Here is a 19,141-nt window from a genome sequence, read left to right on the forward strand (position 1 = left end):
TTCAGCCTAAACGAGAGGGTGATGTTCTTTGAGCAACTTTTCTGCCCTTGCTTCATCTAGTTTGTAAGCTAGCTTTCTCGCCTCATGGGAGTCACGGGTAGTTTTAGCAACGCTGAATGTAGAGCCAACCGAGAAGGTTAGGCCCATGCCCATAAACCCTTTAGTCCAGTTGTCTACGGGCAGATAAGCAATGCCGATGGCTGTTGCAGAAATTGCGAGAGCAAAAGATGCCCAAGACTGAATAAGCCAGCCTGGGCTGTGAACTTGAGGTCCCATATCTTGCATAGTTTACTGATCGCCCCTTGTAATTCAATTGGCTTTGTGGCTCAATGTATCAATTCAAACAACAGCTACATGAATCACAAGGGCAGTTCCTGAAGTGCACACAAAAGCATAGACGGTATTAGCCTGCCTGGGTTAGGGAAAGCACTGCCTTTACTTCGCAAGCCATAGCTTAGCTTCATTCTAAGAAAGTGCGGACCTGTCCATCTGGGCTTAGCACCACTCGAACTCGTGGAGGTTGGCCTCCCTGAATCGGAGTTACAAAAGCCTCACCGACTAAAGGCATTCCCGTGCGATCGATGTAGTCTCCTGCCGATTGGCCTAAAGGAACGATGCGCTGAATTGAGCCATCTGCCCCAATCAGAAGCGTGTACTCTAGCGTCTGCGTCAATCCTTCCGGTGGTTGCCAACGCTCCTCAAAGTAACTCCTCACTTCGGCTACTTGAGGAATGCTATCAAACGCAGAATCAGCAGCTTCGTCAGCCGCAGGAGCTTGAGCCGCCTCTGCACCCGAACGAGCAGTTTCACCTGCTGCCTCTGGCGCTGCGGCATTGCGAGCTGCATCTAGGGTTGGAAGCTTTGCTGCTGGTGGTGGCGGCACAGGTTCTGCCTCCGGCACATTTTCCAGTTCAAGCTGTGGCGCGGATTCCGCTTGGGGTGCTAGAGCCACTGGTCCAGACTCTACCGGAATTGAGGCGATCGGCTTATTGGTAGTAGGTGCAGGAGTTGAACTAGCACCTGCTGGAGCGGGCGGCACTGGAGCCAGAGCGATCGCATTCGGAGCAGCCGTATCTGGTACTGGCACAATCGGCAATCCTGACTTGAGCGCTCCTGCGGGTGGCGGTGGCGGCACCATTTGAGGAGGAGCAGGAACACCTAAAGGTCCAGTTGCTACTTGTCCTGGCACCATTGCTTGCTGCCCGGTCGCTTGAGGGGTCGAAAGGGAGACCGCTGTTTTTAGTTCAGGCGTCGGTTGATCCAGGCTCTTGACTACTCCAGCAGTCACACCAGCGGTTAGCAAAACAGCCGCAGCCGTGGGTGCCCAAGCTGGCAGAACTGGAACCCAGCTACGTTGATTCAGCTCAGGCAGCGCCATCGCATCTGCCGCATATTCATCTAACGCAGTGGCTAAGTCAGCCAATTGAGTGGCGCTTAACGTGATGAATGGTCTAGACAATCCACTGGCTAGAGATCCTAGGTGAAGTCTGTGGGATAGAAGCCCTTGTGGTTCCAGAAAAATTCTGGGTGACTCAAGCACCAATGGAGCCGAGGGAGCCGCTGCCTCCGCCGCACTGGCTAGCTCACCAGATTGCTCAGTTGAGAGAGCATCCGGTTCTGGCTCGATGACGCTCAGCGCCGCAGTTCTCGCAGATCTGGCAGCATTGAGATCAATGGGAGGAGGAACTAATGGTGGTGCTTCCAGGGTTGCGACTGACGATCGCCCCCCGGCACTGATCAAAGCGGGCGATTGATTGAGGAAGTCTTGAACGTAGGCACTCACCGCATCAGACAGTTCATCTAGCTGAAAGCGATCGCCCCGTAAAGAAACCTGCTCAGAGTCTGTCAAACGAGGGTCATCCAAACTTAGATGAAATCGCAGTTTTCTCAGAAGTGGACGACCTGCCCAACGGGACAAGGGCGAATCATTGGCAACGATTTCTAGGGTGCAGGTGGGCGGAGTATACCGTCGCAGGACTGAGGTAGACAAAAAAGGCATGGGTGGTTCTGGAATGCGTCGGAGTAGGCTAGGCAATCGGAACTGAGTGAAGCAAGGGTGCTAACCCACAGGGTTAGACAGCGGCTACGCCATCCCGTGAACGATCCAAGAGGGCTAGCCAGAAACGACGAGGGCCACCAGGCGCACTGTAGAACAAGAGGTCGATCAGCAGCTTGAGCGCCAAGTGAGTCAGGATGTCGGGTGGCGTGTCTTCCCCTTCTTCCATGCGCTCCTGATAGGTGTTATTGAATTTGTCTAAATAATCTCCCAGAAGCGCTGCTTGGTGAGGTTCCTTGTTTTGTTCTGTGAGTTGTTCGAGTAGCGCCACAGCTCGACGAATTAATTCTTGGTGCTGTTTGGCCAGGTGACAACTAATTAAAACGAGCGATCGCGCCTCCTCAACATCCAACTTCTTGCGCCCCCCTTGGCCCTTACGTAGCGGACTCGACTGCCGCAACCGCCATAGAGCCACGCGATCGCTCACCATCTCTTCTAGGTTTAGATCTGTGGCTGCTTGCAGCATGGCCTCAGAACCAATTCCTGCCAATGCCTCTAGGGCCAGCAATATCAAGTCCAGATGAGCTTTGATATTGTCCAGTTGTCCAGAGTCGGGTTGGGAGGGTAGGGGAAACTCTTCCCATTGAGATGAAGCAGGCGGCTTAACGGTGGAGCGCATATCTTCAGGATAGAGAACGGGGCAAGACACAAGCAGACGGTTACAGGTCTTGAAACAAGACTGGGGGCATCAGGTAAAGCTCTTAACTTTTACCTAACAGAAGAAAATAGGAATGCGAGGGTTTAAGGGCCATTTTAGCTAGTCTAACGAGTAGCCTGACGCAATCCAATCACCCTCTTGGATAGAGACAGATCCAGTCCGCCTCTTTCCTAAGATAGACCGCCGCGATCGCAGAAATGCTCCTGAGCTGTTGCAATTTTACTAACTCAATGGTCCACCTTCATTTGAGATAGGCAACCGTTACGCCTGAACCGCCTTCCGCTTGTTCAGCTAGTTCAAACCGCTCGACTTGGGGATGGTGCTTGAGAAACTCATGCACGCCTTGGCGTAAACGGCCAGTGCCATGACCATGAATAATCCACACGGTTCCCTGACTTTGAGCCTCTCTAATCGCTGCTTCAAGGGTGGCTTCCGAGTCGGCTACACGACTGCCTCGAATATCTACGGTATTGCGAGAGGTGCGAATCACCGGAGCAGGCTTTACCTCTACCGGAGCAGGTTCTGGAGCTGGTTTGGGTTTGGCTACTATTTCTGGCTTTTGCCCGTCCAGCGATTCGACATCCTGGAGCTTCACTGTCATTTTCATCAAGCCAAACCGCACGGTCAGCTCGCCATCGTCATCAGGACCGCTAAGGACGTCGGCGGTCTGACCTAAGCGGGGAATCCGAATGCGATCGCCCACTTGGGGACGGAAAGCAGGCTTGGGTGGTGCTGGCTTCTGTTTCGACGGCAGACGGCGACCCGCAATTTCGTTCAGCGCGTTGGTGGCTTTTTGCGCTTCCTGGGCGGTCATGGGGCCTTGCTGCAACTGCCGAATTACCTGGGCAATTTCCCCTCTGGCTTGGGCGATCGCATCTTGTACCGCTCGTTCTTGTGCCAGTTGCAAATCCCGCTCTCGCTCTTGGAGTGCCGTTGCTTTCTGAGAAACTTGGCGATGCAACCGTTCCGCTTGCTCTAGCAGTTGGGAGGCTTCTTGGGCTTTAGTTTCTTGCTGTCGGCGCTGTGCTTCCAGGCCCGCAATTACCTCGTTTACCTCTTCGGAAGCGCCACCCACATATTGCTGAGCTTGGGTGGTGATTTCTGCCTTTAAACCGAGACGGCGAGCGATCGTCAAAGCATTCGAGCGGCCAGGAATGCCCCACAGTAAGCGGTACGTGGGTGAGAGCGATACATCATCAAACTCAACGGCGGCATTTTCAAACCGATCGTCTTGGTACTTCAGAGCTTTGAGTTCGCCGAAGTGAGTGGTCGCGATCGCCAGTTGAGCCTGATCTGCTAAGTACTTCAATAAAGCTACTGCTAGGGCGCTACCTTCCGAAGGATCGGTACCTGCGCCGACTTCATCAAGCAGCACCAGCGATCGCTCGGTCATCGCTTCCAGGATGCGACTAATCCGGCGAATGTGCCCGGAAAACGTGGAAAGGCTCTGCTCAATTGACTGCTCATCACCAATGTCAGTCAGAACTTGGTCAAACCAGGGGATTTCCACAGGTTCACGAGCCGGGATAAACAGTCCGACCTTCGCCATTAAAGCCGCCAGGCCCAAGGTTTTCAGCGTCACGGTCTTACCGCCCGTGTTGGGTCCGGTGATGGCGACCACACGAATTTGGGGCCGAATCATTAGATCGATGGGGACTACGGCTCGCCCTTGTTCGTGCTGTTGTTGCCAGACCAGAAGTGGATGGCGCAAGTTTCGCAACGTCACGTTTTCCCCTGCCACTCGATCCACAAAGCGGGGCGGATTGGCTTGCAACCACAAGCTGTAGCGGGCGCGGGCAGTGGCTAAGTCGAGCGTCGTCGCGATCGCCAACAACCGCTCCAAGTCCGCCTTAACTTCAGCCACTTGAGCGGTTAGCACTTGACGTACCGCTTCTTCTTCCGCTTGTTCTCGCCGGAGAAGTTGCCGCAACTGGTTATTTAACTGCACCGTGGAATGAGGCTCGACATACAGCGTCGCCCCACTCATAGAGGTGTCATGAATAATGCCTGGAATCGCGTCTTTCTGCGGCGCTTTCACTGGCAGCACAAAGCGATCGCTTCGCTGCGTAATCAACTGTTCCTGCACCGCATTTGATTGCCGTTGCAGGATGTTTTGCAACATTTGATAGACGCGATCGCGCACCTGCTTTTGCTGCTCCCGAATTTCGCCCAATTTGGGGCTAGCTCGATCCATCACCTTGCCGCGCTCGTCAATGCAGCGGTGAATTTCTTGCTCTAACTCTGGATAAGTTCGCAGTTCTGCTACTAACTCAGTTAAGACGGGCACATCCGTCTGGTTGTCGATCACGCGGCGGAGGTTACGTGCTCCTGCCAATGTCGTCGCGATCGCAAATAATTCTTCTCCAGTCAATAGCCCTTGGCGCTCTGCCCGTTCTAGCGCCTCCCCAATATCACTAATGCCCTCAAACAAAAGCCCCGATGCGAGGCGACTTTCTAGTTGATAAACTTCTTTGGTTTGGGCCAGCAACCCTAAACTTTCATCTAATGTATTGGGAATGGTGAGGTGTCGCGCTGCGATCGCCCCCAACTTGGTAGCCGCAAAGGTCGATAAATGTTGGCACAGGCGCGGCCATTCTAAAAGGTCTAAAGTTTCAGCTTGAATCAAAGTCTGAGTGCCGAGTCTCAACGAATGGGTGACTGGGAATTGATTAAATAATCTTAAACTTAGCGAGTCCGAATCATCGAACCTCTACGCTTCTATCTATATTGTAACGAGCTAACGAGCTGCTTCTGTCCTGCGATCGCCCACCATCCATACCCAGCAAGATGAGTCTTTTGAAGATTGAGAATTTCGGCCAGCAGGCTGATCGTTAAGTTCTTTTAGCTTTTGACAAAGAAATAGATAGTCCAGGGTTAAACTAAAAACCGCTTAGTGCTTTCCCGGATAGACAAACAAAATTACGCGATCGCCACACCCTTAATCGAAAAAGACCAAATCCTTAACGCTGACAAGACCCATCCTTCACCCAAATTTGGTAGTCTAGTCCAAATGGTCTTGTGAAGAAATAGAAGCGTGGAAATTCAACTTGGGCGGGGTAAGACGGCTCGTAGAGCATACGGATTCGACGAAATTGCGTTAGTGCCCGGTCAGCGGACGCTTGATCCGAGCTTGGCCGATACAAGCTGGAAGATTGGTGGCATCGAACGGCAAATCCCAATCATTGCGAGTGCAATGGATGGGGTTGTAGATGTCAAAATGGCTGTGCTCCTATCTCAGTTGGGAGCGTTGGGTGTATTGAACCTAGAGGGCATTCAAACCCGCTATGCTGACCCCAACCCCATTCTGGATCGAATCGCTTCGGTAGGAACCACCGAGTTTGTTCCCCTGATGCAAGAGCTTTACGCAGAGCCGATTAAACCAGAGCTGATCGAGCAGCGAATTCAAGAAATTAAGAGCCAAGGCGGTATTGCTGCGGTTAGCGCAACTCCCGCTGGAGCGGCCAAGTTTGGTTCGATTGTGGCTAAAGCAGGCGCTGATCTGTTCTTTATTCAAGCAACGGTTGTTTCTACAGCCCACCTATCTCCAGAGTCCATTGTGCCCCTGGATCTAGCTCAGTTTTGCCAAGAAATGCCGATGCCTGTGATTCTAGGCAACTGTGTCACCTATGAAGTGGCCCTAAACCTGATGAAAGCAGGAGCAGCAGGTGTATTGGTCGGCATTGGCCCAGGTGCGGCTTGTACTTCTCGTGGAGTCCTGGGTGTGGGCGTGCCTCAAGTTACCGCGATCGCCGACTGTGCCGCAGCGCGGGATGACTACTACCAAGAAACGGGCAACTACGTCCCCGTGATCGCGGATGGCGGACTGGTAACAGGTGGCGACATCTGTAAGTGTATTGCTTGCGGTGCAGATGGGGTGATGATTGGTTCTCCCTTTGCTCGCTCAGCCGAAGCACCAGGTCGCGGTTTCCACTGGGGGATGGCCACTCCTAGCCCCGTTCTGCCACGCGGAACCCGGATTCGAGTCGGTACCACAGGCACCTTAGAGCAAATTCTCCGTGGCCCTGCCCAACTTGATGACGGTACTCACAACTTCCTCGGTGCTTTGCAAACCAGCATGGGCACCTTAGGCGCTAAAAACATCAAGGAAATGCAGCAAGTTGAAGTCGTAATTGCTCCCTCTTTGCTCACCGAAGGCAAGGTTTATCAGAAAGCGCAACAGCTAGGAATGGGCAAGTAATTTTACTTCCCAACAAATTCTTAAAACTTTTCCGGTCTCTACCCAGGAACCCTGGAAAAAATAAAGCTGTCGCTTACAATAGAAGTAGCGGAGACGCATGTTTCCGTTCACTCCTCACACCACACTCCGCCTGGACTTACCGTTCGGGCGGTTCTTAATTTTAAAGGAAGATTTTCTGAGGATTGGAGCCCTGGAATCTCTACCTAAATGTATAAGCTTTAAGAGCCAAGGGGACTGTTTTGTCTATGATAAAATTTTGGAAAACAACGTAGGCAAGGATTTCCGAGCATGTCAGCAGCCGCACAAGTTACGGATTCTAGTTTTAAGCAAGAAGTACTTGAGAGTGAAGTTCCAGTTTTAGTCGATTTTTGGGCTCCTTGGTGCGGTCCTTGTCGGATGGTCGCTCCTGTCGTTGACGAAATTGCCCAACAGTACGACGGGCAAATCAAGGTCGTCAAAGTCAATACCGATGAAAATCCTAGCGTTGCTAGCCAATATGGTATCCGCAGCATCCCAACGCTAATGATTTTTAAGGGAGGGCAGCGAGTGGATATGGTAGTTGGCGCTGTACCAAAGACCACCCTAGCGAACACTTTAGAAAAGTATCTTTAAGTTGATCGGGCCAAACCATTTTGTTGAGAAATCTTTTGTATCTCAGGTCTTAATTGATTCAATAGCCTGGTTTACGAAGCTTTGTCTGCTTTAATGTCTTAGAACTTAAGCCTTCTCTTAATATCAGCGCTTGGGATGTAAATGCCGAAGCGCTTTTTGCATTTTTTTATATTTTTCAGCCTTAACGACTACACAAAGTTTTAGTGTGTTCTTGCTAATTTTTATGCCTCCAGCGTTGATCCCTATCGTGATCCCTCAGGCCTCAGCTTCCTTCTGGAACGTACAAATCGTCTGGGAATCTCGGTAGAATAGAATGCCGCCAGTTGAGAAGCATTCATGGTCTCCTCGTCATCTTTCAACGAGCTTGCATCGCTCCAGACCAATCTCACTGAATTAATTAATCGTCTGCCGACACATGAGCAGGGAGAGTTAATTCAACAAGCTTTGGTCACTATTATACGGATGGCCGAGGGTGAAGTAGACCGCTTGGATTGGAAGATTGTGACTGCTTCCTTACAGGATATGGAGCGAGCCTTTAAGGCTTTCTATCCTTACCGCCACGTTCGCAAAATTTCTATGTTTGGGTCTGCCCGGATTCAACCTGACAGTGTTGAGTATCAAATGGCTGCTGAGTTTGCCCGTCGCATCACAGAACAAGGCTTCATGGTGATCACCGGAGCAGGCGGCGGCATTATGCAGGCAGGCAATGAAGGAGCGGGAGTAGGTCAATCTTTCGGCCTCAACATTCATTTGCCTTTTGAGCAAGGAGCCAACCCTTTCATCCAAGGCGATCCCAAGCTGGTCTATTTCAAGTATTTCTTTACTCGTAAGCTTGTGTTCTTAAAGGAAAGTGACGCTCTAGCGCTATTTCCGGGTGGTTTTGGGACACAAGATGAAGCTTTTGAGTCTTTAACGCTCAGTCAGACGGGTAAATCTGCTCCTGTCCCTCTGGTATTGATCGATCGCCCAGGTGGAGATTATTGGCGGAGCTGGGCTGAATACATTGACAAGCAGTTGCTACAGCGAGGCTTAATTAGTCCAGAAGACCCCAGCTTGTATACGGTTACTGATGATCTAGATTTAGCTTGCGAGGCGATCGCGAGTTTCTATCGAGTGTTTCACTCTAGTCGTTATGTCGGCAGTCTACTGATCATTCGGCTCAAATCCGAGTTAATGGATAAAGATATAGAAAAGCTGAATGAAGAGTTCGGCGACATTTTGGTGAAGGGTCGGATCGAAAGAAGCAAAACTCTGCCACAAGAAGCTCCAGACGAGACAATCGATTTACCTAGATTGGCCTTGTATTTCAATCAACGCGATTTAGGCCGCTTGTACCAACTGATTGCTGCCATTAATCGCCTGGGTCTGCCTTCTCCCAACACCGAGCACCCAGAACAAAAGTAATCACCATCTTTGTCATCTTTACGAGTTGGGGTGAGTGAATCTCGCCCCAATTTTTTGTGGATATTGTTGGAGAATTAGATGCGATGTGACGTTTGATAAAGCTTTGGGGCTGATCAGGGCAAAATTCACCATATTTAACAAAACTCTTGAAACTGCCTGGTCTTGCCTTTTTCGCCTGAGGATATGTACTTATCGCAGGTTGATTTCAAGTTGGCGATCGCCCTTCACTCAATTGTTCACTGCTGACTAAAACTGCTGAGTATTCAAGCGTTCTCAGGTTCGAACCATTACAGCAGAGATAAAGGGAGCCTAGAGTGTCGCGATCGCCGCTTAATCATTTCTGAGGCTTTAGGTGAGAGATTGATTGGGTTGAGAGCGATCGCGGTTTGAAAGAGTCCAAATCCTCTCCACATAAGAATTGAGTCAGAACAATTTTTTGTTTTTTGTTCCAATTTATATAAATATAGTTTAATAAAATTGTCTGGTTGGGGTTTTATAACCTTGAAGTGGGTTCTGTCAGATTCAACGCTCTTACAGAACTTTAAAGACTCCCTAGCATCGTTATGCGCCTCCAAACGTCTCCACACCCCCTTTCTTTTCCTTGGAGGTTCAACAATAATGCATTCAACAGGTTGACTAAAGCGCATTCCACGGTCACACCAAGCGCCGTGCAGCTAATGCGTCCCCCAGATTTTGATACGAAGCTATAGGAGAGACTGGCGTGAAACTAGCAGTTTATGGCAAAGGCGGAATTGGCAAATCGACAACGAGCTGCAATATTTCAGCCGCTCTAGCCAAGCGCGGTAAAAAGGTTTTACAAATTGGCTGCGACCCAAAGCACGACAGCACGTTTACCCTCACGGGCTTTTTGATTCCCACCATCATTGACACACTGCAAGCCAAAGACTACCACTACGAAGATGTTTGGCCAGAAGATGTCATCTACAAAGGCTATGGTGGCGTAGATTGCGTGGAAGCTGGTGGTCCACCCGCTGGGGCAGGTTGCGGTGGCTACGTCGTAGGTGAAACCGTCAAGCTGTTGAAAGAACTCAACGCCTTTGATGAGTACGATGTGATTTTGTTTGATGTCTTGGGCGACGTCGTTTGTGGTGGCTTTGCGGCACCTCTCAACTATGCCGACTACTGTCTAATCGTGACCGACAACGGCTTCGACGCTTTATTTGCAGCAAACCGGATTGCGGCTTCTGTCCGAGAAAAAGCTAGAACTCACCCTCTGCGCCTCGCTGGCTTGATCGGCAACCGGACTTCCAAGCGCGACTTGATTGACAAGTACATTGAAGAAGTGCCCATGCCTGTACTCGAAGTGCTACCTCTGATCGAAGACATCCGGGTTTCCCGAGTCAAGGGCAAAACTTTGTTCGAGATGGCCGAGTCCGATCCTTCCTTGAACGTTGTCTGCGACTACTACCTCAACATTGCTGACCAGATCTTGGCTCAACCCGAAGGTGTCGTACCCACCGATACTCCTGATCGGGATCTGTTTGCTCTATTGTCCGATTTCTATCTCAACCCCGCCCCAGCGCCCAAGAGAGAAGACGAAGAACTAGATCTAATGATGGTTTAAGCACCAGCCGCCCCAAATTAATAGAACCCTGGAGAGGAACACCGTTCATGACCCTTGCTGATACTCAGCCCCAAGCCCTCAATTTTGAGTGTGAAACTGGTAACTATCACACCTTCTGCCCGATTAGTTGCGTGGCTTGGCTATACCAAAAAATTGAAGATAGCTTCTTTCTGGTCATTGGCACCAAGACCTGCGGCTACTTCCTACAGAACGCGATGGGTGTGATGATCTTTGCCGAACCTCGTTATGCGATGGCAGAGCTAGAAGAAGGAGATATCTCGGCCCAGCTCAACGACTACGAAGAACTCAAGCGCTTGTGCGATCAGATTAAGCGCGATCGCAACCCCAGCGTGATTGTTTGGATCGGCACTTGCACCACCGAAATCATCAAAATGGACTTGGAAGGCTTGGCTCCTAGGCTAGAGTCAGAAATCGGAATTCCGATTGTAGTAGCCCGCGCTAATGGGTTGGACTACGCCTTTACTCAAGGAGAAGACACCGTTCTAGCGGCCATGGCTCAGCGTTGCCCAGACAAGCCTGCGACGACCGAAGCAGGTAAAAATGAGCAAAATGCGATCGCTAAATTGCTCAACTTTGGCCGCAAGAAAGAAGAAGTCGCCGCCGAAGAATCGGAATACGCCGAGCATCCTCCTCTCGTTCTGTTTGGCTCATTGCCTGACCCTGTCGTTACACAACTCACCCTGGAGTTGAAGCGGCAAGGGATTAAAGTCAGTGGCTGGCTACCTGCCAAACGTTACACCGAGCTACCCGTAATCGAAGAAAACTACTATGTGTCTGGGGTAAATCCTTTCCTCAGCCGCACTGCTACTACACTCATGCGTCGTCGCAAATGCAAGCTGATTGGTGCTCCCTTCCCCATCGGTCCCGATGGCACCAGGGCTTGGCTAGAAAAAATCTGCTCAGTCTTCGGCATTGAACCCCAAGGTTTAGCCGAGCGGGAAGCTCAGATTTGGGCCAGCTTGGAAGATTACCTCCAGTTAATTCGGGGCAAATCTGTCTTCTTTATGGGAGACAATTTGCTAGAAATTTCTCTGGCTCGCTTCTTGATTCGCTGTGGCATGAGTTGTCCAGAGATCGGCATCCCTTATATGGACAAGCGCTACCAAGCGGCTGAACTGGCGCTACTAGAGAAGACTTGTCACGAAATGGGAGTGCCGACTCCACGAATTGTCGAAAAGCCTGACAATTACAACCAAATTCAACGGATTCACGAACTCAAACCAGACTTAGTGATCACTGGTATGGCCCACGCCAATCCTCTGGAAGCGCGGGGCATCAATACCAAATGGTCTGTGGAGTTTACTTTCGCCCAGATTCACGGCTTTACCAACTCCCGCGACATCCTAGAACTAGTGACTCGGCCCCTCCGTCGGAACAATAATCTGAAAGACCTGGGTTGGGATAAGCTGGTCCGAGAAGAAGCCAAACTCTAGTCTGTCAGCATCTACCTCCTGTGATCTATGCCTCTGCTCTGCCCCCACCCTTGGTGGGGGTTTTGTCTGATTACCTCTTCTCAGATAAATTCAATAGGGCAGAGGATTAAGCATTTTGATTTCACCCGCTTGCTTAGCGAATCACCGATGAGGCACCTATGGGCGCGACATTGCAACAGATTGCCAAATATTTAGATAACAAAGGTTGGACTTACGATCTTGATGAAGCAGACTACCGTATCGTTACAGGTGTTGAGGCGGATAATGTAGAAAACTTCGTCATTGTGGTTCAGCTAGACGAGGAGGGCAAATTCTTTAAGCTATTTGCCCCTCAAGTCCTTTCGGACATCCAAAATCACCCCTATAAAAATGCCATCCTGCAAACCATGTTGTGCATCTCTTGGGAAACTAAGATGCTGCAATGGGAATATGATCCGTCTGATGGTGAAATTCGAGCCATTATTGAATTCCCTCTCGAAGATTCTCTACTGACAGAGCGCCAATTTAACCGCTGTTTAGCAGGCTTAGTGCAAATCGTAGATGAAGTTGCGATGCCACGATTGCAAGCTGTGATGGAGACTGGGCAAGACCCAGGCTACGAAGAAGAAGGAGAAAGACTATTACTGGCGCTGCAAGAACAAGCACCGGGACTTTTAGAGCTGTTAGAGCGAGCAATGGAGGCCCGGAAGCGGCGAGGCACGTTTCCTTCTGAGTAAATAATAAATAAGGCGGAGGCGATCGCTAGTTTATTCTTGCTGATGTAATTCTCGTCTAATGCCCTAGATTAACTAGATAAGCAGAGAATTATTGGCATAGAAAGACGGCTATACTCCAAAGTAGTATCTTTTCTTGTTGCGAGTTGCCAAGGCCCGGACTATGACATCGTATGCAACCTCCACGACCAGAGCCGAGATGAGCGAACTCCGGCGTTTAAAAGCCTTGCTACCCCCTGAACTGCAAAGTTGGGTCATGGTGGAGGGAGCCACAACTGTTAACCCTCCCCTGATTACGGCTGAAGAGATTGGCAAGGATCAAGTTGAAATTCAGATTGACTTAATTCGCTGGGAGCAACTAGCGATCGATCAGCGTAACTTACTGTTTTGGCACGAAGTCGCTCGCATCCAGAACGATACAATCCCCAAAGATGGTTGGGAAATGGCAGCTTTAGCCATTGGTCTGGGTGGCGCTGTAGGAGAACTTTGGGTCCAAGATGGGTTGCTGTTGTTGCTGGCCCTAGGATTGTGCGGGGTTTCGGGCTACCGCTTGTTCCAGAAGAACAATAACGAGCGTACAGTCCGAGAAGCGATCGATGCCGATGAGAAGGCGATCGCCCTAGCAACTCGATTCGGCTACAGCTTACCCAATGCTTACAAGAGTTTAGGTAGTGCCCTCAAAGCTTTAATTGATCAAACTCCCAAGAAGCGGCAACGAGGCAAATACGAAGCCCGTTTGGAAGCTTTGAAGCGCAGTGCAGCGAAAGCTAAAGCCAAAGCCAAGGGTAGCCGTCCGGAACTGTAACAAATTCATCATTACGCCCCGTTGCCGAGACTTTTTGGCTGACTTAAACGGAGTTGGGGAAACACTCAGCTCCGTTTTAACTTATACCAACTCCCTAACTCTGCCTTACAGATTCTTGTAGGGGCGAATGGCGTTCACCCCTACCGTTGGCCCAACATTTTATGAGTTTGGGGGACAACCCGAACTTGTTTTAAATAGCGCTTCATCAGAGTTTGCCAGGTCAGGACTTGAGCGGGAGTGGGTGGCGAAAAATCATGACCCAGGGAGTGAGCAGCATCTAGGGGAGTTACAGGTTGAAGAAAGACTGGAATCGCTGGATCCACCGTAGCTACTAATTCAGCCGTCTGCTCTAAATCTTCTAGTTTGGTGGCTTGGGAGGCGATCGCCTTGACAAACACTTCTACCGAGGCATCATGACAGCGTTGAAGAAACTCGGCATGAGCTTGCCACAAAGTCTCACCACTGACGCTAGGTAGCTTCACATCCATGCCCACCGCATCTAGATACGGCAAAATCATTGCCAACTGCTCAGGGCGATGCCCACCACTTTCGAGGTAAATGGGCAGTCCTGTTTGCTGACGCACTTGAGGTAAAAATTCGGCTAAAAATGCTGCGTGCAGCAAAGGTTCGCCTCCTGTCAGGCTAATACTGTCGTGTAGCCCTGGCTGATTTTGCCGCTGCACCCACTCCAATAAAGTGGGTAAAGTCACTGGATTAGGATGCGTCTCAAAATCTCGTAGTCCAGGCGATCGCTCAACTTGACAAGTAGCAGGGGCAGTCCAGGTATGAGCGCTATCACAGAAGTGGCAACGTAAATCGCAGAAAGCAAACCGAATAAAAAGTTGGCGCGTGCCTACATTTAGTCCTTCGCCTTGGATAGCTGAAAAGACTTCAACCAAGCGAGCTGTGGCGGTGTCAGCGGTCATCTCAACAATTGCCGTTAGCAGGGAAAACCCATTGTAGACGACCAAACAGCGCAAAATTCGGGGTGTCTCTAGGTTCAGTGGCCCTACTCAGAAAAACAGCCGCTTTTAGAGGAAAGGTTCATCGGATCTTTAAAAGAACAAAATCCTACAAAAAGATTCGCTGAAGCATAACCATTAAAGTTTCTTAAGTATGTGATCTATCGCTAAGTTGCTAGTGAGGACGCAGCAACATTCTAGAGTCCTATGCAATATAGGCAAACTCTGAAGGTGTGCGTTGGACTCGCAGCTCCGTAGAACGATCTAAGTTTAGCGACTATGCGAATTCTAATTTATTCCTATAATTACCATCCAGAGCCAATCGGGATTGCCCCCTTAATGACCGAATTGGCAGAAGGATTGGTGCAACGAGGCCACGAAGTTCGCGTCGTCACTGGCATGCCCAACTACCCCCAACGTCGCATTTACGACGAATATCAAGGGAAGTGGTATGTCACTGAAGAAAAAAACGGAGTTACAATCCAACGCAGTTTTGTTTGGGTGAAGCCAAAGCCTGGTTTACTCGATCGCATTCTCCTAGATGGCAGCTTTGTCTTGACCAGCTTCCTGCAAGCCATGCGCGGTTGGCGGCCTGATGTCATCTTGCTCACGGTTCCACCTTTACCCGTTAGTGTTCCTGCTGCGCTACTCGGCTGGATACGACGCTGCCCAGTGGTACTGAATCTACAAGATATTTTGCCTGATGCAGCGGTGCATGTCGGGCTGTTGAAGAGTAAGACTATGATTCGTGTCTTCTCAGCCTTAGAAAAATTTGCTTATCGCACCGCTACCAAAATCAGCGTGATTACGGAGGGGTTCGTGGACAACCTCACCGCGAAGGGAGTTGATCCAGACAAGATGGTCTGCATTCCCAACTGGGTGGATGTCAACTTCATCCGACCCCTGCCTAAAGAAAACAATGCCTTTCGAGTCGCCCATAAACTCGAAAACAAGTTTGTCGTCCTCTACTCTGGCAATATCGCGCTGACCCAAGGACTAGAAACAGTCGTTGAAGCCGCTACCCGCCTACGCCACATTCCCGAAATCGCTGTAGTGATTGTAGGTGAGGAAAAAGCGCTGCAAGGCTTGCGAAACTACTGCCAATCTCGAGGGGCAGATAATGTACTGCTCTTGCCTTTTGCACCACGAGAGAAATTGCCGGAAATGCTCGCCGCCTCGGACATTGGCTTGATTGTGCAAAAGAGCAATGTGATCTCTTTCAATATGCCATCCAAAACCCAGGTGCTATTGGCGAGTGGTCGCCCCATTATTGCCTCCGTTCCTGACACTGGAACGGCTGCTAGAGCAGTCCAGCAAAGTGGGGGGGGTGTTGTGGTTGAGCCAGAAAGTCCTGAAGCACTGGCCGCTGCCATCTTAGAACTGCACGCCAATCCTGCTAAAGCCCAACTGCTAGGCCAGAAAGGTAGACAGTTTGCGGTTGAGCGCTATGCCTTTGACCAAGCACTTAACCAGTATGAAGCTCTGTTTAAGACTGTGGCAGCAAACGCTTCTAATAAGCGCCCTGTTTTACCAGAACTTGTGACTGAAAAATCTTTGGTTGATCTCTAATTCTTCTGGGAGAGAAACTTCACACTGAAAACCAGAGCTAGCCCAGGTATCGTGGTATCTGGGCATTTTTGTACGGTTTACAAACCCCTAACTTTAGGTGCTGCTACAAATAATTCGGCTAAAATGGGAGACAGATTGAATAAATCTTTCCTCAAAAATTTTGCAGGTCAAACCATCTTCTAGTTTGGGCAATCGTCCTTCTAATCACTCTCCAAATGCTTCTGGCCCTCGCCCTCCTGGCATTGACCATCAGCCAGGTATAGTAGAACGCGAACGGGTGTTGAGTTGGCTAGCAGAAAATGTGCCTGACGCGCGGCTCAAGCATATTTTGAGAGTGGAGCAAACTGCTGTAGAGCTAGCTCAGCATCATGGTTTAGATGTAGAGAGAGCGGCCCAGGCAGGCTTGATGCATGATCTCGCAAAGTATTTCAAGCCCCAACGTCTCCTGGAAATGGCTGAAGCTGAGGGTTTGGAGATAGACCCTGTAGAGGCGGCCCATCCTCATTTACTTCATGCACCCGCAAGTGCCATTGTAGCTAGAGATGAGTTTGGGATTGAAGACGAAGAAGTCTTGCAAGCTATCTGTGACCACACATTAGGTAGACCTGGAATGGGTTTATTGAGTTGTGTTGTCTTTTTAGCAGATAGTTTAGAGCCAGGGCGAGGAGAGAATCCTGAATTAGAGGCCTTGCGACAAAGCAGTTTGCAGGATTTACACCAAGCAGTTTACTTAACTTGTGACTATTCTTTGAAGTATTTTCTCAATACCCATCGGCTAATTCATCCTCGAACTGTTCTCACGCGCAATTGGTTCTTGAAACGATCGCATCCCACGAATTCTGTTATTACACAAGGAATTGAGAACTAAATAATGACCGATTTCAAAGTACGTTCTTACCCAGCGGTTGCTACTTCATCTCAACCGGCTGATGTGGCGAAGCAAGATACTAGTAAGCAATTGGCTTTGATGGTTGCTGAAGCGGCCGACGATCGCAAGGGAGCTGACATTGTCATCCTCAAAGTCTCTGAGGTTTCCTACTTAGCAGATTATTTTGTCCTAGTCACAGGTTTCTCCAGTGTCCAAGTGCGGGCGATCGCACGCTCCATTGAGGACAAGGTAGAGGAAGAATCCCAACGCTTCCCACTCCGCACAGAAGGCCAAGGCGATGGTACCTGGATGGTGCAAGACTACGGCGATGTTATTGCCCACATCTTTATGCCAGAGCAGCGAGAATTTTATAATCTTGAAGCCTTTTGGGGCCATGCGGAAAAAATTGAATTTTCCACGTTGGCAAAGGATTAGGTAAATTAAAGGGACTAGATGGCTCTCGGGTAGCCTCTGCACTTGCTAGTGTTGCCTATGGATATTTCTACCCCTATTTGTCCCGTTCCTTCTGAGCAGCAACCGCTCAACGAATACCAAGACTTGAAGGAGTCTTGGTTTTTCCGTTGGGCTACGTTACCTCTGCAAACTTACTTCACCACAATGCTCTGGATTTGGGTTTGCAGTTGGGTTGTGGTTGGGCCAGTGGCAACCTACAGCTTTTCCTGGGTGAAGCATCCAGTGCAGTTTGCGCTCAGCGGTGCAGCAGGGGCCAGCTTGATGGTGGCGCTGCCTTTACTCCGCCTATATTTGGGCTGGAGTTATATTCGCGATCGCCTCCTCAACGAAACTGTCTTCTACGAAGAGTCTGGTTGGTATGACGGTCAATATTGGCCCAAGCCGCCGGAAGTGCTGACGCGCGATCGCTTAATTGTCAGCTACGAAATTCAACCGGTTTTACGGCGTTTACAGCGCAGCTTCGGAGGTCTCATCGCGCTTTTCTGTTGTGGTGGCATTGTTTGGCAATACCTCTAAGCCCCAAATCTAAGCCCCAGAACATTAGCCGACAAAATTAGTCCCACAAAAATTAACCAAAATATTGCAAGTGTTATAGCTCTGTAAGCTAGGCTTGCCTTGGGAACTGGAGTATGTCAAAGTCTTAGCCATGACTAGGGGAAAACGAACTCAAGCCGCTGAGCTAGAAGTTAGATTACTGCGTGAAGGTTTGGTCGAGTCCAGCCATCACGTCCAAGCTGTCGCCTGTGATGACCGAGGGCGGGTGTTGTCAGTTGCAGGCAATGCAGAAACTGCTACCTTTGTGCGTTCTGCACTCAAGCCGTTTCAGGCGCTATCTATAACCACAACGGGCACATTAGAGCGCTACAACCTGACCGATCGAGATTTAGCGATTATTTGTAGCTCGCACAAGGGCACGATTGAGCAAGTGCGGCAGGCTTTTAATATCCTGTGGCGGAGCGACATTGATCCATCGGCGCTGCAATGCCCAACTCCTGAAGGCAAGCGCAGCCCATTGGAGTACAACTGCTCTGGCAAACATGCTGGGATGCTAGCAGTCTGTCAACAACGCAACTGGCCGCTGTCTAATTATTTACAACGCAATCATCCAGTTCAGAAGTTGATTTTGGCTAAGGTTGCCGAGCTGCTCCGCATGCCAGCCGAGGAATTTATAGGTGCACGCGATGACTGCGGTGCTCCTACTTATTTCTTGCAGTTGGGACAAATGGCGACCCTCTATGCCCAGCTTGCCTCTGGCAGCAGTTTAGATATGGAGCGAATTGTCCGAGCCATGACCCATCACCCAAATATGGTGGCGGGAGAGGGCGAGTTTGACACCGAGGTCATGCGTCTGACTCAAGGCGAGTTGGTCAGCAAATCGGGTGCTGAAGGCGTGCAGTGCATTGGTCGAGTGGGTGAAGGCTTAGGGCTAGCCATTAAGGTGGTGGATGGAGCTAAGCGAGCTAAATACGCAGCAGCAATTCACATTCTGAAGCAGCTGGGTTGGGTGACACCGGCGATCGCAGAGACTCTAACCGAGAGCTTTATTACCCTGAGTTCATTCAAGCGTTTAGACGTTTTGGGTGAATTATCCCTAATTTAGAAATTGGGGGTTGCAATCTCAGAAGCTTTTGGTTATATTAATAAAGCCGACGCGGGGTAGAGCAGTCTGGTAGCTCGTCGGGCTCATAACCCGAAGGTCCATGGTTCAAATCCATGCCCCGCCACCAAATAAAAATAAAGCTCTGTAGTTAATCGCTACAGAGCTTTATTTTTGTCTTGAATT

Annotated in this window: 18 protein-coding genes and 1 tRNA gene; 13 read left to right on the forward strand and 6 right to left on the reverse strand. The window is 50.0% G+C overall.

Annotated elements, in window-relative coordinates:
- Window positions 1–6: 6 nt before the first annotated feature.
- From H6F68_RS13685 to H6F68_RS13700, 4 genes are all read right to left on the reverse strand, one after another.
- Window positions 7–285: a YiaA/YiaB family inner membrane protein gene (locus H6F68_RS13685; protein ID WP_190434567.1), complete on the reverse strand. Its 279-nt coding sequence runs from the start codon at window positions 283–285 to the stop codon at window positions 7–9.
- Window positions 286–460: 175 nt separating this feature from the next.
- Window positions 461–1,999: a DUF4335 domain-containing protein gene (locus H6F68_RS13690; protein ID WP_190559784.1), complete on the reverse strand. Its 1,539-nt coding sequence runs from the start codon at window positions 1,997–1,999 to the stop codon at window positions 461–463.
- Window positions 2,000–2,072: 73 nt separating this feature from the next.
- A complete protein-coding gene (locus tag H6F68_RS13695; protein ID WP_370588109.1) occupies window positions 2,073–2,705 on the reverse strand; it encodes a DUF3038 domain-containing protein in 633 nt (210 codons plus the stop codon).
- Between the two features lie 250 nt (window positions 2,706–2,955).
- Entirely contained in the window at window positions 2,956–5,340 is a 2,385-nt protein-coding gene (locus tag H6F68_RS13700) for an endonuclease MutS2 (RefSeq protein ID WP_190560105.1), read from the reverse strand.
- Between the two features lie 408 nt (window positions 5,341–5,748).
- Here H6F68_RS13700 and H6F68_RS13705 point away from each other — a divergent pair, with 408 nt between their 5' ends.
- The 3 genes from H6F68_RS13705 (at window position 5,749) to H6F68_RS13715 (ending at window position 8,928) form a co-directional block, all read left to right on the forward strand.
- Window positions 5,749–6,912 (forward strand): GuaB3 family IMP dehydrogenase-related protein, encoded by a 1,164-nt coding sequence (locus H6F68_RS13705; protein ID WP_190434577.1) that lies wholly within the window; start codon window positions 5,749–5,751, stop codon window positions 6,910–6,912.
- Window positions 6,913–7,200: 288 nt separating this feature from the next.
- Window positions 7,201–7,524 carry a thioredoxin gene (gene trxA / locus H6F68_RS13710; RefSeq protein ID WP_190434580.1) on the forward strand — a complete coding sequence of 108 codons (324 nt, stop codon included), beginning with the start codon at window positions 7,201–7,203 and terminating at the stop codon, window positions 7,522–7,524.
- A gap of 336 nt (window positions 7,525–7,860) precedes the next feature.
- Window positions 7,861–8,928, forward strand: coding sequence for an LOG family protein (locus H6F68_RS13715; RefSeq protein WP_190559786.1), 1,068 nt, complete (start codon window positions 7,861–7,863; stop codon window positions 8,926–8,928).
- 287 nt (window positions 8,929–9,215) lie between these two features.
- On the opposite strand, the gene H6F68_RS29385 is transcribed toward H6F68_RS13715, so the two are convergent.
- Window positions 9,216–9,341: a hypothetical protein gene (locus tag H6F68_RS29385; RefSeq protein ID WP_277876068.1), complete on the reverse strand. Its 126-nt coding sequence runs from the start codon at window positions 9,339–9,341 to the stop codon at window positions 9,216–9,218.
- A gap of 308 nt (window positions 9,342–9,649) precedes the next feature.
- Here H6F68_RS29385 and bchL point away from each other — a divergent pair, with 308 nt between their 5' ends.
- The 4 genes from bchL to H6F68_RS13735 all read left to right on the forward strand — a co-directional run bounded on the left by bchL (window position 9,650) and on the right by H6F68_RS13735 (window position 13,485).
- Window positions 9,650–10,513, forward strand: a complete 864-nt coding sequence (gene bchL, locus H6F68_RS13720) for a ferredoxin:protochlorophyllide reductase (ATP-dependent) iron-sulfur ATP-binding protein (RefSeq protein WP_190434586.1) — start codon at window positions 9,650–9,652, stop codon at window positions 10,511–10,513.
- Window positions 10,514–10,560: 47 nt separating this feature from the next.
- Window positions 10,561–11,967 carry a ferredoxin:protochlorophyllide reductase (ATP-dependent) subunit N gene (locus H6F68_RS13725; protein WP_190434588.1) on the forward strand — a complete coding sequence of 469 codons (1,407 nt, stop codon included), beginning with the start codon at window positions 10,561–10,563 and terminating at the stop codon, window positions 11,965–11,967.
- 158 nt (window positions 11,968–12,125) lie between these two features.
- The gene (locus H6F68_RS13730; RefSeq protein WP_190434592.1) at window positions 12,126–12,683 is read left to right on the forward strand and encodes a hypothetical protein; all 558 of its coding nucleotides are present in this window, start codon (window positions 12,126–12,128) and stop codon (window positions 12,681–12,683) included.
- Window positions 12,684–12,879: 196 nt separating this feature from the next.
- Window positions 12,880–13,485 carry a DUF3318 domain-containing protein gene (locus H6F68_RS13735; RefSeq protein ID WP_370527488.1) on the forward strand — a complete coding sequence of 202 codons (606 nt, stop codon included), beginning with the start codon at window positions 12,880–12,882 and terminating at the stop codon, window positions 13,483–13,485.
- A 140-nt stretch (window positions 13,486–13,625) separates the two neighbouring features.
- Here the strand turns inward: H6F68_RS13735 and H6F68_RS13740 are convergent, their stop codons facing one another.
- A complete protein-coding gene (locus tag H6F68_RS13740) occupies window positions 13,626–14,411 on the reverse strand; it encodes a 7-carboxy-7-deazaguanine synthase QueE (RefSeq protein ID WP_190559788.1) in 786 nt (261 codons plus the stop codon).
- Window positions 14,412–14,726: 315 nt separating this feature from the next.
- Here H6F68_RS13740 and H6F68_RS13745 point away from each other — a divergent pair, with 315 nt between their 5' ends.
- The 6 genes from H6F68_RS13745 (at window position 14,727) to H6F68_RS13770 (ending at window position 19,085) form a co-directional block, all read left to right on the forward strand.
- The gene (locus tag H6F68_RS13745) at window positions 14,727–16,016 is read left to right on the forward strand and encodes a glycosyltransferase family 4 protein (RefSeq protein WP_190434603.1); all 1,290 of its coding nucleotides are present in this window, start codon (window positions 14,727–14,729) and stop codon (window positions 16,014–16,016) included.
- Between the two features lie 160 nt (window positions 16,017–16,176).
- A complete protein-coding gene (gene yqeK / locus H6F68_RS13750; RefSeq protein ID WP_399313923.1) occupies window positions 16,177–16,884 on the forward strand; it encodes a bis(5'-nucleosyl)-tetraphosphatase (symmetrical) YqeK in 708 nt (235 codons plus the stop codon).
- A gap of 3 nt (window positions 16,885–16,887) precedes the next feature.
- Window positions 16,888–17,319, forward strand: coding sequence for a ribosome silencing factor (rsfS, locus tag H6F68_RS13755; RefSeq protein ID WP_190434608.1), 432 nt, complete (start codon window positions 16,888–16,890; stop codon window positions 17,317–17,319).
- 57 nt (window positions 17,320–17,376) lie between these two features.
- Window positions 17,377–17,874: a CGLD27 family protein gene (locus H6F68_RS13760; RefSeq protein WP_190434611.1), complete on the forward strand. Its 498-nt coding sequence runs from the start codon at window positions 17,377–17,379 to the stop codon at window positions 17,872–17,874.
- A gap of 130 nt (window positions 17,875–18,004) precedes the next feature.
- A complete protein-coding gene (locus H6F68_RS13765; protein WP_190435073.1) occupies window positions 18,005–18,958 on the forward strand; it encodes an asparaginase in 954 nt (317 codons plus the stop codon).
- Between the two features lie 50 nt (window positions 18,959–19,008).
- A tRNA-Met gene (locus tag H6F68_RS13770) sits at window positions 19,009–19,085 on the forward strand.
- The last annotated feature ends 56 nt before the right edge of the window (window positions 19,086–19,141 follow it).

The organism is Trichocoleus sp. FACHB-262, from assembly GCF_014696035.1.
In the GTDB taxonomy this organism is placed as follows: domain Bacteria; phylum Cyanobacteriota; class Cyanobacteriia; order FACHB-46; family FACHB-46; genus Trichocoleus.

What these genes read in the sequence shown, in the direction of transcription:
- H6F68_RS13685 (WP_190434567.1), bottom strand. Translation starts at nt 285, where the DNA reads ATGCAAGATATGGGACCTCAAGTTCACAGCCCAGGCTGGCTTATTCAG.
- H6F68_RS13690 (WP_190559784.1), bottom strand. Translation starts at nt 1,999, where the DNA reads ATGCCTTTTTTGTCTACCTCAGTCCTGCGACGGTATACTCCGCCCACC.
- trxA (WP_190434580.1), top strand. Translation starts at nt 7,201, where the DNA reads ATGTCAGCAGCCGCACAAGTTACGGATTCTAGTTTTAAGCAAGAAGTA.
- H6F68_RS13715 (WP_190559786.1), top strand. Translation starts at nt 7,861, where the DNA reads ATGGTCTCCTCGTCATCTTTCAACGAGCTTGCATCGCTCCAGACCAAT.
- H6F68_RS29385 (WP_277876068.1), bottom strand. Translation starts at nt 9,341, where the DNA reads ATGTGGAGAGGATTTGGACTCTTTCAAACCGCGATCGCTCTCAACCCA.
- H6F68_RS13725 (WP_190434588.1), top strand. Translation starts at nt 10,561, where the DNA reads ATGACCCTTGCTGATACTCAGCCCCAAGCCCTCAATTTTGAGTGTGAA.
- H6F68_RS13730 (WP_190434592.1), top strand. Translation starts at nt 12,126, where the DNA reads ATGGGCGCGACATTGCAACAGATTGCCAAATATTTAGATAACAAAGGT.
- H6F68_RS13735 (WP_370527488.1), top strand. Translation starts at nt 12,880, where the DNA reads ATGAGCGAACTCCGGCGTTTAAAAGCCTTGCTACCCCCTGAACTGCAA.
- H6F68_RS13740 (WP_190559788.1), bottom strand. Translation starts at nt 14,411, where the DNA reads ATGACCGCTGACACCGCCACAGCTCGCTTGGTTGAAGTCTTTTCAGCT.
- H6F68_RS13745 (WP_190434603.1), top strand. Translation starts at nt 14,727, where the DNA reads ATGCGAATTCTAATTTATTCCTATAATTACCATCCAGAGCCAATCGGG.
- rsfS (WP_190434608.1), top strand. Translation starts at nt 16,888, where the DNA reads ATGACCGATTTCAAAGTACGTTCTTACCCAGCGGTTGCTACTTCATCT.
- H6F68_RS13760 (WP_190434611.1), top strand. Translation starts at nt 17,377, where the DNA reads ATGGATATTTCTACCCCTATTTGTCCCGTTCCTTCTGAGCAGCAACCG.
- H6F68_RS13765 (WP_190435073.1), top strand. Translation starts at nt 18,005, where the DNA reads ATGACTAGGGGAAAACGAACTCAAGCCGCTGAGCTAGAAGTTAGATTA.